The sequence below is a fragment of the Roseobacter phycocola genome, from assembly GCF_042055075.2.
GTDB lineage: Bacteria > Pseudomonadota > Alphaproteobacteria > Rhodobacterales > Rhodobacteraceae > Roseobacter.
Window position 1 is genome coordinate 4,013,921 of the sequence record NZ_CP194010.1, and the last position, 13,675, is coordinate 4,027,595.

The following is a 13,675-nucleotide window of genomic DNA, read 5'->3' on the forward strand; positions in this document are numbered from 1 at the left end:
CGCTCAGCGGGTCGGGACCGGCACTTCTCCGCGATAGTCGTAAAATCCGCGCTGCGTTTTCCGGCCAAGCCATCCGGCTTCGACATACTTTGTAAGCAACGGGCAGGGGCGGTACTTGGTATCCGCAAGCCCGTCGTGCAGCACGTTCATGATGGCAAGGCATGTATCCAGACCGATAAAATCCGCCAGTTCAAGCGGGCCCATCGGATGGTTCGCACCGAGACGCAGAGAGCTGTCGATCGACTGAACGCTGCCAACACCCTCGTAAAGCGTATAAACCGCCTCGTTGATCATCGGCATCAGAATGCGGTTCACGATGAAGGCCGGAAAATCCTCGGCTGAGGCGGCGGTTTTGTTCAGACGCTCCACAACTTCTTTGCAGGCGCTGAACGTTGGTTCATCCGTCGCAATGCCGCGTATCAGCTCGACAAGCTGCATCACGGGCACAGGGTTCATAAAGTGAAACCCCATGAACTTTTCAGGCCTGTCTGTGCGGCTGGCCAGCCGTGTAATCGATATTGAGGATGTGTTGGACGTCAGGATCGTATGCGGCTGCAGGTGTGGGACGAGATCCTCAAAAATGGCCTGTTTGACGGTTTCACGCTCTGTGGCGGCCTCGATAATCAGATCCGTCTGCCCCAGATCGCTGAGCGTCGTGGTCGGCTTCACCCGCGAAAGTGCTGCTGCCTGTTCTTCCGGCGTGATTTTCCCACGCCCGACCTGGCGGTCCATATTGCCCGTCATCAGCACGACCGCTGCATCCAGCGCGTCCTGACTGATATCGTTGAGCAGGACATCGTATCCGGCGAGCGCCATCACATGAGCGATGCCATTGCCCATCTGACCCGCACCGACAATACCAACTGATTTGATTTCCATGCGCCCAGCCTCTTGTTGACCTGCGCACTGTAAGGCCGGGGCGGGGGCACCCGCAAGGCTGCGCACCACGAATTATACAGGTCAAATTGGCGCTTTAAGAATTTTGAAGGGTTCCGGAGGCATAGAGGGATCGGGTGAATGAAAAGGTGGGTTATGACCTATGATGTGATGAGCACAGGGGCGCTTGATTATGCGCCCTGTTGCTATGGGAATTCAAAGCTTCTGTTCCGGGGGCCAAAGCGGCGTCTTGACGCGCCCTATGTTGCGTTCCTTGGAGGGACCGAAACCTACGGAAAGTTCATCAAAGCCCCGTTTCCGGCGCTGATCGAAAGTGGTCTGGGTGTGAACTGCGTGAATTTCGGCATTCCGAACGCGGGCATAGATGTTTTCGTCAATGATGCCGCACTGATTGATGCTGCCTGCGGGGCGAAACTGACGGTTGTCCAGGTTGTAGGCGCTCAAAATCTGTCAAACCGGTTTTATTCGGTGCACCCGAGACGGAATGACCGGTTCGTGACGGCCTCGCCGCTTCTGAAAATGGTTTTCCCTGAGGTGGACTTCGCGGAGTTTCATTTCAACCGGCACATGCTGAACTGTTTGCAGGAAACCAGCGAAGACCGTTTTTCGGTTGTGCGCGCCGAAGTGCAGGCCGCGTGGCTGGCCCGGATGCGCCTGTTGCTGCGCAAGGTGGATGGTCCGGTGGTTCTGGCCTGGGTTGCGGATCATGCGCCGATGACCGAAGAGCAGAGCGACAAAGCCTCTGCGCGGGGGCGTGACCCGCTTTTTGTTACGCGGGAAATGCTGGAGGAGATCCGCCCGGAACTGGCTGGCCTTGTCGAGGTGATTGCCACGCCGGAGGCAGTGGCGGCCGGAACGACGGGCATGGTTTTCAGCGAGCTGGAAGCGGTGGCCGCCAAGGAGATGCTGGGCCCACAGGCACATGGTGAAGTGGCACGGGCGATTGAACCGCTTCTGAACGAATTTGTCTGAAACGAAAAAGGCCGCCCGGAAACGAGCGGCCTTTCCTGTAGATTTGACCGGAACAGGTCAGATTTTCTCGATGAGTTCAGGAACTGCGGAAAACAGATCCGCCACGAGGCCGTAGTCTGCAACCTGGAAGATCGGCGCTTCTTCATCTTTGTTGATCGCAACGATGATTTTGCTGTCTTTCATGCCGGCAAGGTGCTGGATCGCACCGGAAATACCAACCGCGACATAAAGATCAGGGGCAACTACCTTGCCGGTCTGACCGACCTGCCAGTCGTTCGGTGCATAACCGGAGTCCACCGCAGCGCGCGATGCGCCGACAGCAGCACCGAGTTTGTCGGCCAGTTTCTCGATCAGTGCGAAGTCCTCTTCGGAGCCGACGCCACGACCACCGGAAACAACAACGCCTGCCGATGTAAGTTCGGGGCGGTCTGATTCCGCAACCTTGTCCTCGACCCATTCGCTCAGACCCGGGTTGGCCGCGGCACCGATGTTTTCAACGGCCGCGGATCCGCCTGTGCCCGCTGCATCAAAGGTGGAGCCACGGAAGGTGACGACCTTTTTCGCATCAGCAGACTTCACAGTCTGCATTGCGTTACCGGCATAAATCGGACGCTCGAAGGTGTCCGCATCCACCACCGCGGTCGCGTCAGAGATCACCATGACGTCCATCAGCGCTGCAACGCGCGGCATGATGTTTTTGGCGTCGGTCGTGGCTGGGGCCACAATGTGCGAATAGTCGCCGGACAGGGAAACGATAAGGTCCGCAACCGGCTCTGCAAGGCGCTTGCCATATAGCGCATCTTCGGCGCAGAGCACTTTTGCCACGCCTTCAATGGTGGCTGCCTCAGCGGCCGCAGCAGCACAGGTGGCCCCTGTGGCCAGCACGGTTACATCGCCCAGAGCCTGAGCCGCTGTAACCGCCTTGGCTGTGGCGTCCATCGCCAGTTCGCCGTCGTTGATTTCTGCAAGGAGAAGAACAGCCATTACACAGCCCCCGCTTCTTTGAGTTTAGCCACAAGCTCTTCAACCGAGCCCACTTTGATACCGGCTGCACGCGCTTCCGGCTCGACCGTCTTCACGACTTCGAGGCGGGGGGCGACATCTACGCCGTAGTCAGCGGCGGTTTTCTCATCCAGCGGCTTCTTCTTGGCTTTCATGATGTTTGGCAGGGACGCATAGCGGGGCTCGTTGAGGCGCAGATCCACAGTGATCACTGTGGGCATACTGACCTTAACAGTTTGCAGACCACCGTCGACTTCGCGTGTGACGACGGCTTTGTCGCCCTCAACAGCAACCTCGGAGGCAAATGTCGCCTGGGACCAGCCCATCAGTGCCGACAGCATCTGGCCGGTGGCGTTCATGTCGTTGTCGATGGCCTGTTTGCCGCACAGGACCAGACCCGGCTGTTCCTCATCGACAATCGCTTTGAGGATTTTGGCAACTGCCAGCGGTTCGATGTCATTGTGCACGTCGTCTGCTGCAACAACCAGGATCGCGCGGTCTGCGCCCATCGCCAGAGCGGTGCGCAGGGTTTCCTGGCTTTGCTTGACGCCAACGGATACGACGACCACTTCGTCGGCCTGACCTGCTTCTTTCAGGCGGATCGCCTGCTCGACCGAAATCTCGTCGAAAGGGTTCATCGACATTTTCACATTGGCAAGATCGACACCCGAACCGTCCGCTTTCACGCGCACTTTCACGTTGTAATCGATCACGCGTTTGACAGGTACCAGAACCTTCATTGGCGCATCTCTCCTTGGTTGCGACTCACACCCCCGTGCGAGTTCCTCGTTTTCTGAACGGTGGTTTACCCGCGACAGGGCAGCGGAAACAGTGCAAAATCGTCGCGTTCCGGCACAGGAACGCCGCGTTTTTTGTGAAATTCGGATTTCGGGGCAAAAGTTTCCGATGCGCTACGCGCACCGGAAGGTTTCAGCGGTTTGCGCCCGGCACCCAGAGCACATCGTCTTTGCCGCCGTTGTTGGCCGTACGGGCCGCGACAAAGAACCAGTCGCTGAGACGGTTGAGGTATTTCACTGCTGCCGGGTTGATCGCTTCCATCGTGGCCAGCTCGACACAGAGACGCTCGGCGCGACGGGACACCGTGCGGCAGACATGCAGGTGTGCTGCCAGAACAGAGCCACCGGGCAGGATGAAGCTGCGCAGCGCTTCGAGATCTGCGTTCATGGCATCGATCTCGCTTTCAAGTCTTTCGACCTGAGCATCCACCACACGCAGGGGGGGATATTCAGCCTCTGCATCGAGCTCCATATCGGGCCGGCACAGGTCTGCGCCGATGTCGAACAGGTCATTCTGAATGCGGCTCAGCGCTTTGTCGAGATCGCCAGTGGCTTCGAGCCGTGCGACGCCTACAAAGGAATTCAGCTCATCGGAGGTCCCGTACGCCGTCACCCGAAGTGAGTGTTTCGCCACGCGTGCGCCATTGCCCAGTGCGGTTTCGCCGGCGTCGCCGGTCTTGGTGTAAATTTTGTTCAGAACGACCATTCCCGGTCAGCCTCCTCAGTTGCGGAAGTAAACGTATATAAGGATCAGCAGGACGGCGATGAACTGTGCGCCGATACGCCAGCGCATCAGTTTGTTCGAGTTCTCCCGGTTGAATTTTCCGCCGCCTGCGAATCCGCCCAGCCCGAACATCAGGATGACGACGACGGCGAGACAGGCGATGACGACAAGTATGAATAGCGGGTCCACAGCAGATGTCCTTTTCTGGTTCGGCTTGCATGTAGGTGGCGCGGCGCGAAAGGCGAGGCCGGTGCGACGGGTAATCGTGGTTTCAGGTGCGTGACAAGACCCAGTCGAGCGCGCGGGTTGGCAGAATGCGGCGCAGTGTTCCCATGATATAGGTTGGGGTAGTCACGTAATAGCGCGGTTTCGGGCGTGGTGCGGTGAGTGCATGGCGCAGTTTTTCGACAACAGCTTCGGCTGGCAACTCGAATTTGTCAGGCCCGGTGCTGTGATAAAGGCGCTTGCGCAGCTTGTTTTCATAGACATCCCGCCGCGCCGAGTTCTGCCAGTCGATCCAGCGCTCGAAATGGGGGATGGAGTTTTCGCGGATCTTTGACGTGACTGGCCCGGGTTCAATCAGGACAAAATGCAGACCCGTATCGCGCATTTCGATCCGCATCGTGTCGGTGAGGCCTTCAAGAGCGAACTTCGTGGCATTGTATGCGCCGCGCCAGGGGAGCGTGATGAAGCCAAGGACGGACGAGCACTGAATGATACGCCCGTGACCCTGCCTGCGCATTACAGGGATCAGCGCGCGGGTCAGCTCATGCCAGCCAAAAAAGTTTGCCTCAAAGATCGCGCGCAGGGCGTCCGTTGGCAGATCTTCGACCGCTCCGGGCGTGCCGTGTGCGCCATTATTGAACAGCGCGTCAAGCGTGCCCCCTGTTGCATCCAGGACTTCCTTCAGACCGGCGGCGATCGTTGTGCTGTCCGTGTAGTCAATCAGCGGGCTTTCAAAACTTTCGGCTTTCAGCCTGTCGCAGTCTTCCTGTTTCCGGCAGGACGCAAAGACGCGCCAGCCATCATTGTGCAAGCCCGTCGCCGCTGCGTATCCGATACCCGAAGAACACCCGGTAATGAGAATCGATTTCTGCATGCTGGCCCCCTTTGGTCACCCGCAGGGAATGCCCGTTCCGGCTGAGCAGTGCAATGCCGTCAGTCGTTGAGCAGGAAATCTGCCATCCATCCCGCCGGGCTGCCATCGATCGGGCGCAGCTGCACCCATCCGGCACCGTTGTCGGCGATGATCTCGACCATGGCATCGCGCCGCAGCTGATTGACGACCTTGTATGCTGTGCCCGGACCACCGCGCACATTCACAAGATTACCTGCAACGGTACGGACATCGGGTGCAGGTTCTGCGTCCGATGAAGATGACGTGTTGCCGGGGAAAATCAGGCTTTCAATGGTGCCATCATCAGACGGTCCCGTGGGGGCGGCTTCCAACGAAAGACCGCGCGCAATAACGGGCGTTACAACGGCTTCGTCAGAGGCTGGGGCGAGTTTCTGCTCTGCTTCAAGCACGGGCTCCGGGGCAATGGCAGAGGTCGCGACGTCTTCAAAGGAAGTGAGGTTCAGCGCCGCGCGTGTCACAGTAACGCCCGTGTTCGCCTGGGCTGTACGAACCGGTTGAGGTTCCGGCTGCGCGGGGAGTTCGGCAACTGTCACAGGCGCTGGTGTTCTGTCAGCCGCGTCCTGTATCCGCTGCAGAACGGCAGCTTCGCGGGCCTTCGCCGGATCGAACGCGGCACCACCGCTCAGCTCGTAAAAGCCGAGGGTCAGAAATCCAAGTACAAGAACAAAAAACAACTTCATAACGTAACATCCCACTCCCTGAGGCTTCGGATCCTAGCACATCGTCAGCCGTGAAGGTTCCTATCAGACCGATTTTTTTTCCGGGAGTGGGAAAAACGCGGAAAAAACATCAAGCGTGCTGTGTTGCACTCATGTAACGACGCGCACGATATGCCGCTTGTCGCCCCTCAGGAGGCTCGTTACACAAGGGCAATGGCTGACGATACTGATACCTCCGAGCCGGTCTCCAGGGACCTTTCAGAACCGCTGCGCCGGGCGCTGGGCGAGCGCTATCTCACGTATGCGCTGAGCACAATTATGCACCGCGCGCTGCCGGATGCACGCGATGGGCTGAAACCGGTTCACCGCCGTATCCTGTATGCGATGCGCGAGCTGCGGTTGTCTTCGACCGGGGGATTCCGCAAGTCAGCGAAGATCTCCGGCGACGTGATGGGGAACTACCATCCGCACGGGGACGCTGCGATCTATGACGCGATGGCGCGTCTCGCGCAGGACTTCAACGTGCGCTATCCGCTCGTGGACGGACAGGGCAACTTTGGCAACATCGACGGCGACAACCCTGCCGCCAGCCGGTACACCGAGGCGCGCATGACGGCTGTGGCCGAGGCGTTGCTCGAAGGGCTGAACGAGAACGCGGTCGATTTTCGTGAAAACTATGACGGAACGCTGACTGAGCCCGTCGTGTTGCCGGCCCAGTTTCCAAATCTGCTGGCCAATGGCGCATCAGGGATTGCGGTTGGCATGGCGACCAACATCCCGCCGCACAACATCGCAGAGCTTTGCGATGCCTGCATCCATCTGATCAGAACACCGGATGCGCGCGACGATACGCTGTTGAATTATGTGCCCGGACCCGATTTCCCGACTGGTGGGGTGATCGTTGAACCGCCGGAAAATATCGCGACCGCCTACCGCACGGGCCGTGGCTCATTCCGGTTGCGGTGCCGGTGGGAAGTAGAGGATCTGGGCCGCGGTCAGTGGCAGATCGTTGTCACCGAGATCCCGTACCAGGTCCAGAAATCGAAACTGATCGAAAAGATCGCTGAAGTCATCCAGACCAAGAAAATCCCGATCCTGGCGGATGTCCGCGACGAAAGTGCAGATGACATCCGGATGATTCTGGAGCCCCGCTCCAAGAATGTGGATCCTGAAGTTCTGATGGGCATGCTGTTCCGGAATTCCGATCTGGAAGTACGGTTCTCGCTCAACATGAACGTGCTGATTGACGGCGTAACACCCAAAGTCTGCTCGATGAAAGAGGTGTTGCGCGCTTTCCTTGATCACCGGCGGGAAGTTCTGATCCGGCGCTCGACCCACCGGATGGAAAAGATCGATCACCGTCTGGAAGTGCTTGAAGGCTTTGTGATCGCCTTCCTGAACCTCGACCGTGTGATTGACATTATCCGCTATGATGATGACCCGAAGGCGGCTCTGATGCGCGAGGACTGGGGCAGGACCCATGTCCGGGCGCAGGACGAGGCGGACTATGTGTCGCCGCCGCCGGGCGAGGGCGAGCTGAGTGAGCTGCAGGCTGAGGCCATCCTGAACATGAGGCTGCGCTCGCTGCGCCGCCTTGAGGAGATGGAACTGCTGCGCGAGCAGGAAGCGCTGATGGAAGAGCGCGCGGGCCTTGAGGATCTTCTCGAGAACCCGTCTCTGCAGTGGGACAGCATTGCGGCCCAGCTGCGCGAAACCAAAAAGCAGTTTGGCAAGGACTGGGAAGGCGGCGCCCGCCGGACCGGATTTGCCGAAGCGGGCGAGGTCGAAGACGTCCCGATCGAGGCAATGATCGACCGCGAGCCGATCACCGTTGTCTGTTCTCAGATGGGCTGGGTTCGCGCGATGACCGGACACATCGATCTGAACCGCGAGCTGAAGTTCAAAGACGGCGATGGTCCCCGATTCATATTTCATGCGGAAACCACAGACAGGCTGCTCGTTTTTGGCAGCAACGGCCGGTTCTACACCGTCTCAGCCTCCAACCTGCCCGGCGGGCGGGGCATGGGCGAGCCGCTGCGTCTGATGGTCGACCTGCCGAATGAGGCGGACATCGTGACGATCCTCACGCACAGCCCGGATCGCAGGCTTCTGGTGGCCTCCAGCGCAGGCGACGGTTTTGTTGTTCCGGAAAACGACGTAATCGCGCAGACCCGCAATGGCAAGCAGGTGCTGAACGTCCGCGGGGACACCCGCGCGCTGGTGTGCAGACCGGTCAGCGGAAATAGTGTTGCCGTAGTGGGTGAAAACCGCAAAGTGCTTGTCTTTGACCTCGGCGAACTGCCCGAAATGGGACGCGGCAAAGGTGTACGTCTGCAAAAATACAAAGACGGCGGACTGTCGGATGCGACGACCTTTGACCGGGAAGAAGGCCTCAGCTGGCTGGATCCGGCGGGCCGCACCCGGACTGAGACCGATCTGGCAGAATGGACGGGCAAGCGGGCCAGTGCCGGACGCATGGCACCACGCGGTTTCCCGAGAGATAACCGTTTCACCTGACTGTCCCTTACTGGTCCCGCACCGCACCGGCATATGAACGCGGATCGTCCCGCGTCACAGGCGGGGTGCATTGCACTGGACCATGCCATGCGCTAGCACTTGATCAGGCAGGAAAAGAGGGCAGGTCATGATCAGAAAAGCAGTCTGGCTGCTGGGCGCGGTGGCGCTTTCAGCATGTGTCAACAGTTCGGATATCAATGAGCCGCCTGTGCCATTGGGAGACTTCAGCCTTGGGCACAACGTCGTGGTCGCGCCCAAGGTCGCAAAGGGCCCTGCAAGTCGCGAGGTTCCGGTTGATGAACTGACCGCTTCGATACAGTCGGCGATCGCCGAGAGATTTGACCGGTATGATGGCCCCAAGGACTATCACTTCGGCCTGAGCGTTGAAGCCTATGTGCTTGCACAGCCCGGTATCCCGGTCCTGCTCTCACCAAAATCAGCGATGATCGTGCAGTTGACTGTCTGGGACGATGCGCTGGGATCGAAGCTCAATACCGAACCGGAACAGATCACCGTACTCGAAGAGCTGTCTGGTCAGAATGTATTTGGCTCCGGACTCCTGAAAACCGGAGATCAGCAGCTCGAAGAGATGTCGCGCAGCGTCGCCAAGGCGATTGAAAATTATCTGCTGGCGCAGAAAGCCGAGTACGGCTGGTTCACCGAAAATGCAGTGACAGACACTGGCGAAGAGGAAGAACCGGCGGAGCGCTGAGCAACAGTGCACGTCGTGCTTGATTTTCCTGTCAGATGCCAATACATGCCGCGCCATGTGAACGACTGGGTCGCGGACGTGACCCCTCAGAAAAAAGGGCGCCACACTCATGGCAAAGGCAAAGTTTGAACGGACGAAACCGCACGTAAACATCGGCACGATTGGTCACGTTGACCACGGCAAGACGACGCTGACGGCTGCGATCACGAAGTATTTCGGCGATTTCCAGGCGTACGACCAGATTGACGGCGCGCCCGAAGAGAAAGCCCGCGGGATCACCATTTCGACGGCGCACGTTGAGTATGAGACGGAGAACCGTCACTACGCGCACGTGGACTGCCCGGGTCACGCGGACTACGTTAAGAATATGATCACCGGTGCGGCGCAGATGGACGGCGCGATCCTGGTTGTGAACGCAGCGGACGGCCCGATGCCGCAGACGCGCGAGCACATCCTGCTGGGCCGTCAGGTCGGCATCCCGCAGATCGTTGTTTACATGAACAAGGTTGACCAGGTTGACGACGAAGAGCTGCTGGAGCTGGTGGAAATGGAAATCCGCGAGCTGCTGTCCTCTTACGAGTACCCGGGCGACGACATTCCGGTGATCCCGGGTTCCGCGCTGGCGGCGATGGAAGGCAACAACCCTGAGATCGGTGAAGAGTCGATCAAAAAGCTGATGGCAGCTGTGGATGACTACATCCCGACGCCTGAGCGTGCGGTTGACCAGCCGTTCCTGATGCCGGTTGAGGACGTGTTCTCGATCTCCGGCCGTGGTACCGTTGTTACGGGGCGTGTTGAGCGTGGCGTGATCAACGTGGGCGACGAGATCGAGATCGTGGGCATCCGCGACACCAAAAAGACCACCTGCACAGGTGTTGAGATGTTCCGCAAGCTGCTGGACCGTGGTGAAGCGGGCGACAACATCGGCGCACTGCTGCGCGGCATCGACCGTGACGGCGTTGAGCGTGGTCAGGTTCTGTGCAAGCCGGGTTCCGTGACGCCGCACACCAAGTTTGAGGCGGAAGCCTATATCCTGACCAAGGAAGAGGGTGGCCGTCACACGCCGTTCTTCGCGAACTACCGTCCGCAGTTCTACTTCCGGACCACCGACGTGACCGGCACGGTTCAGCTGGGCGAAGGCACCGAGATGGTGATGCCGGGCGACAACGTGTCCTTTGGCGTTGAGCTGATCGCGCCGATCGCGATGGAAAACGGTCTGCGCTTTGCGATCCGCGAAGGCGGCCGCACCGTTGGCGCGGGCGTTGTGTCCAAGATCACGGAGTGATCCACGGACGCGCAAAGAAAAGCGTGTCCAGGATCACAGAATAACCCTGTGTGCGCGGCAGGGTCTCTGCCGTGTCAGAACTGACAAGCGGCACCCGGTATCCCCGGGTGCCGTTTTTTGTGCGGGGGGGGAAAGAGGCCACCGGTTTGATCCGATGGCCCCGAATTTCAGGAACCGCGGCAGGCGGCGCTGATCAGTAGCGGGTTACGTTGGGAGGAGACATAAACTGCACCTGATCCGTTGCGCCGATTTCCTGACCGGACAGGGGGTAATAGCCGGTATCAGCACAACCCATCAGAAGTGTGGACAGTGCGGTGATGATGGCGGTTGTTCTGAATGTCATAGCGGCATTTCCCTTATCCGTTTGTGAAAAATGAACCAGTTTACTCATTAGCGAACTTTAAGGTTTTCAGTCTCAACCGGTGTGTTACGTCCGGTATGACAACACTGTACACCGGCGCCGGAACCGATTCCGTAATGCAGTTCACACAGGCAGAAATTTTTTCGCAGGACGTAAAATGAAAGCCCGGAACGTCGGCTAGCGCCGCGGACGTTATGGCTGCTGACTACGCTTTTTCTTAACCGCCTGCGCGATCCCTCTTGAACAAGGGATGGAATCCTAATAGGCCACTCCGCGGTACAGGGGTTTAGCTCAGTTGGTAGAGCATCGGTCTCCAAAACCGAGGGTCGTGGGTTCGAGTCCCTCAGCCCCTGCCACCTCCAGCGACATCGCGATGAATATCACCGCTCCGGCAGGAGCCGTTGACGTTTTCCGGCCATCCTGGCGCCCTTCTTTTGCCCGATATGTGTCTGACCCTGTTTTTGGGAGGCGATACGAGGAATTGCGCATGTCGGCGGACGTCAATGCAGATTGTGGCACCGGAGAAACAGATCCTGAAACTGCCGCGGTGCGCGATCTGCTCTCGGCAGAGCAGGAAACCGCGTCTGACATTGAGGCGACAGATGCCGCCGTGAAGCACAGTGAAACACAGCGTTGGCCCGTCGCCGGTCGATTGATCAGCGCGGTCCGGAGCTACCGACCCGACAGGAGATCTGTCCTTCTGACGGCCGCTGTGCTTTTGGTGCTGCTGCAGCCGGGGCTGGTTGCAGGCATTGGACTGTTAATCCTGGCCAGCGTGCTTCTCGCCTATTTTGGCATGGGTCACGAAGCTTTCTGGGCGCGCGCGCTGGGATGTATTGCGATCCTGTGCCGATGGGCACCAGATACCGGTCGGGTGCTGCGTGTCCGCCTTTGGGTGGCAGCAAGGCGATGGAACCGGCTGACGGGCCTTTTGCCCGAAAGCCTGGCGCAGCGCCTGCGCCTGCCGGATGTGCGTGGGATCGCGGCTGCCACAGAACGCCATGATGCTGTCCTGACGGACAGACTGAGCAGGCTGTAGCAGCCAGACCCCGGGCGAAACATACTTGAAATCCCCTATGGCTCTGGCTATGTGCGACGGGCACAGCAAGCAGTCAGGTGATCCATGGCCATGAACCCGTTCCAGTTTATTCAGCAGACACGTGCCGAAGTGTCGAAGGTCGTGTGGCCCACCCGCCGCGAGGTGATGCTGACAACTGTGATGGTGTTTATCCTGTCGGCGCTCTTTGCGGTGTTTTTCGCAACCGTGGATATTATTATCCGGGGCGGGCTGCAGGCGGTGCTGACGATGTTCGGCTGAGGCTGAACGGCAGGCGTCAAAAATCACCGGAAACCTCTTGAAACATTGGGCTCTGCGGAGTATGCCGCAACCCTGACCAGAAACAGGGCGTGCGGCGATTCGTGTTGCGCGCCGATTTTTTGTTCTGGTGGGCGGGCGTAAGCGCCTGAAAAGCAGTGGAATTTACGACGTCACCGGCGTTGGAAAGCAGACAGGGATCAGGGATCAGATGGCAAAACGGTGGTATTCGGTCAGTGTCCTGTCGAACTTCGAAAAGAAGATCGCAGAGCAAATCCGTACATCCGTGGCCGAACAGGGCCTTGAGGACCAGATCGACGAAGTGCTGGTGCCGACCGAAGAAGTGATTGAAGTACGGCGCGGCAAGAAGGTGACGGCCGAGCGACGTTTTATGCCCGGCTATGTGCTGGTGCACATGGAGATGTCTGACAAAGGCTACCACCTGATCAACTCAATCAACCGTGTCACAGGCTTTCTTGGTCCGCAGGGGCGTCCGATGCCAATGCGTGATGCTGAGGTGAATGCCATCCTCAACCGCGTGCAGGAAGGCGAAGAAGCGCCGCGCACGCTCATCCACTTTGAAGTGGGTGAGAAGGTCAAGGTTGCCGACGGTCCGTTTGAAGACTTTGACGGCATGATCGAGGAAGTGGATGACGAAAACCAGCGCCTGAAGGTGTCGGTTTCGATTTTTGGCCGGGAAACCCCGGTCGAACTGGAATACACGCAGGTCAACAAGCAGACCTGATGTGTCAAAGCGTGGGAGGCGAGGGTGCCGCGGCATCCGGACCGGACCACGACAACACTGGCGGGTTGCCCGCCGATAAACCCGGACCGGCGCGCCGGCATGGGGTTGTAAAAGGAGAAGGCCAATGGCCAAGAAACTCGTTGGCAGCATGAAGCTGCAGGTGCCTGCGGGGCAGGCAAATCCATCCCCGCCCGTGGGCCCCGCGCTGGGTCAGCGCGGCATCAACATCATGGAGTTCTGCAAGGCATTCAACGCCAAGACTGCAGACATGGAGCCCGGCGCTCCGTGCCCGACCGTGATCCAGTATTACCAGGACAAATCCTTCACGATGGATATCAAGACGCCGCCCGCGTCCTACTATCTCAAGAAGGCTGCCAAAGTGAAATCCGGTGCAAACAACCCCAGCCGCGAGACTGTGGGCACGGTGACATCCAAGCAGGTCCGTGAGATCGCAGAAGCGAAAATGAAAGATCTGAACGCGAATTCTGTTGAAGCCGCGATGCAGATCATCCTGGGCTCCGCCCGCTCTATGGGCATCGAGGTGAAGTAAG

The 13,675-nt window shown here is 58.8% G+C and carries 16 protein-coding genes and 1 tRNA gene; 9 read left to right on the plus strand and 8 right to left on the minus strand.

Annotated elements, in window-relative coordinates:
- Positions 1–3 precede the first annotated feature (3 nt).
- Positions 4–879: a 3-hydroxybutyryl-CoA dehydrogenase gene (locus AB4K19_RS19865; protein ID WP_375229958.1), complete on the minus strand. Its 876-nt coding sequence runs from the start codon at positions 877–879 to the stop codon at positions 4–6.
- A gap of 138 nt (positions 880–1,017) precedes the next feature.
- On the opposite strand from AB4K19_RS19865, the gene AB4K19_RS19870 reads away from it, so the two are divergent.
- Positions 1,018–1,869, plus strand: coding sequence for a DUF6473 family protein (locus AB4K19_RS19870; protein ID WP_375229959.1), 852 nt, complete (start codon positions 1,018–1,020; stop codon positions 1,867–1,869).
- A gap of 57 nt (positions 1,870–1,926) precedes the next feature.
- Here AB4K19_RS19870 and AB4K19_RS19875 read toward each other — a convergent pair whose 3' ends face one another.
- From AB4K19_RS19875 to AB4K19_RS19900, 6 genes are all read right to left on the minus strand, one after another.
- On the minus strand, positions 1,927–2,853 hold the full coding sequence (locus tag AB4K19_RS19875) for an electron transfer flavoprotein subunit alpha/FixB family protein (RefSeq protein ID WP_375229960.1): 927 nt from the start codon (positions 2,851–2,853) through the stop codon (positions 1,927–1,929).
- Positions 2,853–3,611, minus strand: a complete 759-nt coding sequence (locus tag AB4K19_RS19880; RefSeq protein ID WP_375229961.1) for an electron transfer flavoprotein subunit beta/FixA family protein — start codon at positions 3,609–3,611, stop codon at positions 2,853–2,855. Before AB4K19_RS19880 ends, AB4K19_RS19875 begins: the two co-directional genes overlap by 1 nt.
- A 190-nt stretch (positions 3,612–3,801) precedes the next feature.
- Positions 3,802–4,374 carry a cob(I)yrinic acid a,c-diamide adenosyltransferase gene (locus AB4K19_RS19885; protein ID WP_436398652.1) on the minus strand — a complete coding sequence of 191 codons (573 nt, stop codon included), beginning with the start codon at positions 4,372–4,374 and terminating at the stop codon, positions 3,802–3,804.
- Between the two features lie 15 nt (positions 4,375–4,389).
- Positions 4,390–4,581, minus strand: a complete 192-nt coding sequence (locus AB4K19_RS19890) for a twin transmembrane helix small protein (protein WP_375229962.1) — start codon at positions 4,579–4,581, stop codon at positions 4,390–4,392.
- 82 nt (positions 4,582–4,663) lie between these two features.
- Complete coding sequence (locus AB4K19_RS19895) at positions 4,664–5,491, minus strand: SDR family oxidoreductase (RefSeq protein ID WP_375229963.1); 828 nt, start codon at positions 5,489–5,491, stop codon at positions 4,664–4,666.
- A 59-nt stretch (positions 5,492–5,550) separates the two neighbouring features.
- Positions 5,551–6,210: an SH3 domain-containing protein gene (locus AB4K19_RS19900; protein WP_375229964.1), complete on the minus strand. Its 660-nt coding sequence runs from the start codon at positions 6,208–6,210 to the stop codon at positions 5,551–5,553.
- 192 nt (positions 6,211–6,402) lie between these two features.
- Here AB4K19_RS19900 and AB4K19_RS19905 point away from each other — a divergent pair, with 192 nt between their 5' ends.
- The 3 genes from AB4K19_RS19905 (at position 6,403) to tuf (ending at position 10,703) form a co-directional block, all read left to right on the plus strand.
- On the plus strand, positions 6,403–8,706 hold the full coding sequence (locus AB4K19_RS19905; RefSeq protein ID WP_436398654.1) for a DNA topoisomerase IV subunit A: 2,304 nt from the start codon (positions 6,403–6,405) through the stop codon (positions 8,704–8,706).
- 127 nt (positions 8,707–8,833) lie between these two features.
- Positions 8,834–9,418 carry a hypothetical protein gene (locus AB4K19_RS19910; protein ID WP_436398655.1) on the plus strand — a complete coding sequence of 195 codons (585 nt, stop codon included), beginning with the start codon at positions 8,834–8,836 and terminating at the stop codon, positions 9,416–9,418.
- A 109-nt stretch (positions 9,419–9,527) separates the two neighbouring features.
- On the plus strand, positions 9,528–10,703 hold the full coding sequence (gene tuf, locus AB4K19_RS19915; RefSeq protein WP_375229968.1) for an elongation factor Tu: 1,176 nt from the start codon (positions 9,528–9,530) through the stop codon (positions 10,701–10,703).
- 193 nt (positions 10,704–10,896) lie between these two features.
- On the opposite strand, the gene AB4K19_RS19920 is transcribed toward tuf, so the two are convergent.
- On the minus strand, positions 10,897–11,046 hold the full coding sequence (locus tag AB4K19_RS19920) for a hypothetical protein (protein ID WP_375229969.1): 150 nt from the start codon (positions 11,044–11,046) through the stop codon (positions 10,897–10,899).
- Positions 11,047–11,344: 298 nt separating this feature from the next.
- Between AB4K19_RS19920 and AB4K19_RS19925 the strand changes: the two genes are divergently transcribed.
- The 5 genes from AB4K19_RS19925 (at position 11,345) to rplK (ending at position 13,674) form a co-directional block, all read left to right on the plus strand.
- A tRNA-Trp gene (locus tag AB4K19_RS19925) sits at positions 11,345–11,420 on the plus strand.
- A gap of 131 nt (positions 11,421–11,551) precedes the next feature.
- Entirely contained in the window at positions 11,552–12,103 is a 552-nt protein-coding gene (locus AB4K19_RS19930; protein WP_375229970.1) for a hypothetical protein, read from the plus strand.
- 84 nt (positions 12,104–12,187) lie between these two features.
- The gene (gene secE, locus AB4K19_RS19935; protein WP_375229971.1) at positions 12,188–12,382 is read left to right on the plus strand and encodes a preprotein translocase subunit SecE; all 195 of its coding nucleotides are present in this window, start codon (positions 12,188–12,190) and stop codon (positions 12,380–12,382) included.
- Between the two features lie 208 nt (positions 12,383–12,590).
- Positions 12,591–13,124, plus strand: coding sequence for a transcription termination/antitermination protein NusG (gene nusG, locus AB4K19_RS19940; RefSeq protein ID WP_298845311.1), 534 nt, complete (start codon positions 12,591–12,593; stop codon positions 13,122–13,124).
- A 124-nt stretch (positions 13,125–13,248) separates the two neighbouring features.
- The gene (rplK, locus tag AB4K19_RS19945; RefSeq protein ID WP_375229972.1) at positions 13,249–13,674 is read left to right on the plus strand and encodes a 50S ribosomal protein L11; all 426 of its coding nucleotides are present in this window, start codon (positions 13,249–13,251) and stop codon (positions 13,672–13,674) included.
- The last annotated feature ends 1 nt before the right edge of the window (position 13,675 follow it).

Excerpts from the sequence above, each read along its gene's own strand:
- AB4K19_RS19865 (WP_375229958.1), bottom strand. The coding sequence starts at position 879 with ATGGAAATCAAATCAGTTGGTATTGTCGGTGCGGGTCAGATGGGCAAT.
- AB4K19_RS19870 (WP_375229959.1), top strand. The coding sequence starts at position 1,018 with ATGAAAAGGTGGGTTATGACCTATGATGTGATGAGCACAGGGGCGCTT.
- AB4K19_RS19875 (WP_375229960.1), bottom strand. The coding sequence starts at position 2,853 with ATGGCTGTTCTTCTCCTTGCAGAAATCAACGACGGCGAACTGGCGATG.
- AB4K19_RS19880 (WP_375229961.1), bottom strand. The coding sequence starts at position 3,611 with ATGAAGGTTCTGGTACCTGTCAAACGCGTGATCGATTACAACGTGAAA.
- AB4K19_RS19885 (WP_436398652.1), bottom strand. The coding sequence starts at position 4,374 with ATGGTCGTTCTGAACAAAATTTACACCAAGACCGGCGACGCCGGCGAA.
- AB4K19_RS19895 (WP_375229963.1), bottom strand. The coding sequence starts at position 5,491 with ATGCAGAAATCGATTCTCATTACCGGGTGTTCTTCGGGTATCGGATAC.
- AB4K19_RS19900 (WP_375229964.1), bottom strand. The coding sequence starts at position 6,210 with ATGAAGTTGTTTTTTGTTCTTGTACTTGGATTTCTGACCCTCGGCTTT.
- AB4K19_RS19905 (WP_436398654.1), top strand. The coding sequence starts at position 6,403 with ATGGCTGACGATACTGATACCTCCGAGCCGGTCTCCAGGGACCTTTCA.
- AB4K19_RS19910 (WP_436398655.1), top strand. The coding sequence starts at position 8,834 with ATGATCAGAAAAGCAGTCTGGCTGCTGGGCGCGGTGGCGCTTTCAGCA.
- tuf (WP_375229968.1), top strand. The coding sequence starts at position 9,528 with ATGGCAAAGGCAAAGTTTGAACGGACGAAACCGCACGTAAACATCGGC.
- AB4K19_RS19920 (WP_375229969.1), bottom strand. The coding sequence starts at position 11,046 with ATGACATTCAGAACAACCGCCATCATCACCGCACTGTCCACACTTCTG.
- AB4K19_RS19930 (WP_375229970.1), top strand. The coding sequence starts at position 11,552 with ATGTCGGCGGACGTCAATGCAGATTGTGGCACCGGAGAAACAGATCCT.
- secE (WP_375229971.1), top strand. The coding sequence starts at position 12,188 with ATGGCCATGAACCCGTTCCAGTTTATTCAGCAGACACGTGCCGAAGTG.
- nusG (WP_298845311.1), top strand. The coding sequence starts at position 12,591 with ATGGCAAAACGGTGGTATTCGGTCAGTGTCCTGTCGAACTTCGAAAAG.
- rplK (WP_375229972.1), top strand. The coding sequence starts at position 13,249 with ATGGCCAAGAAACTCGTTGGCAGCATGAAGCTGCAGGTGCCTGCGGGG.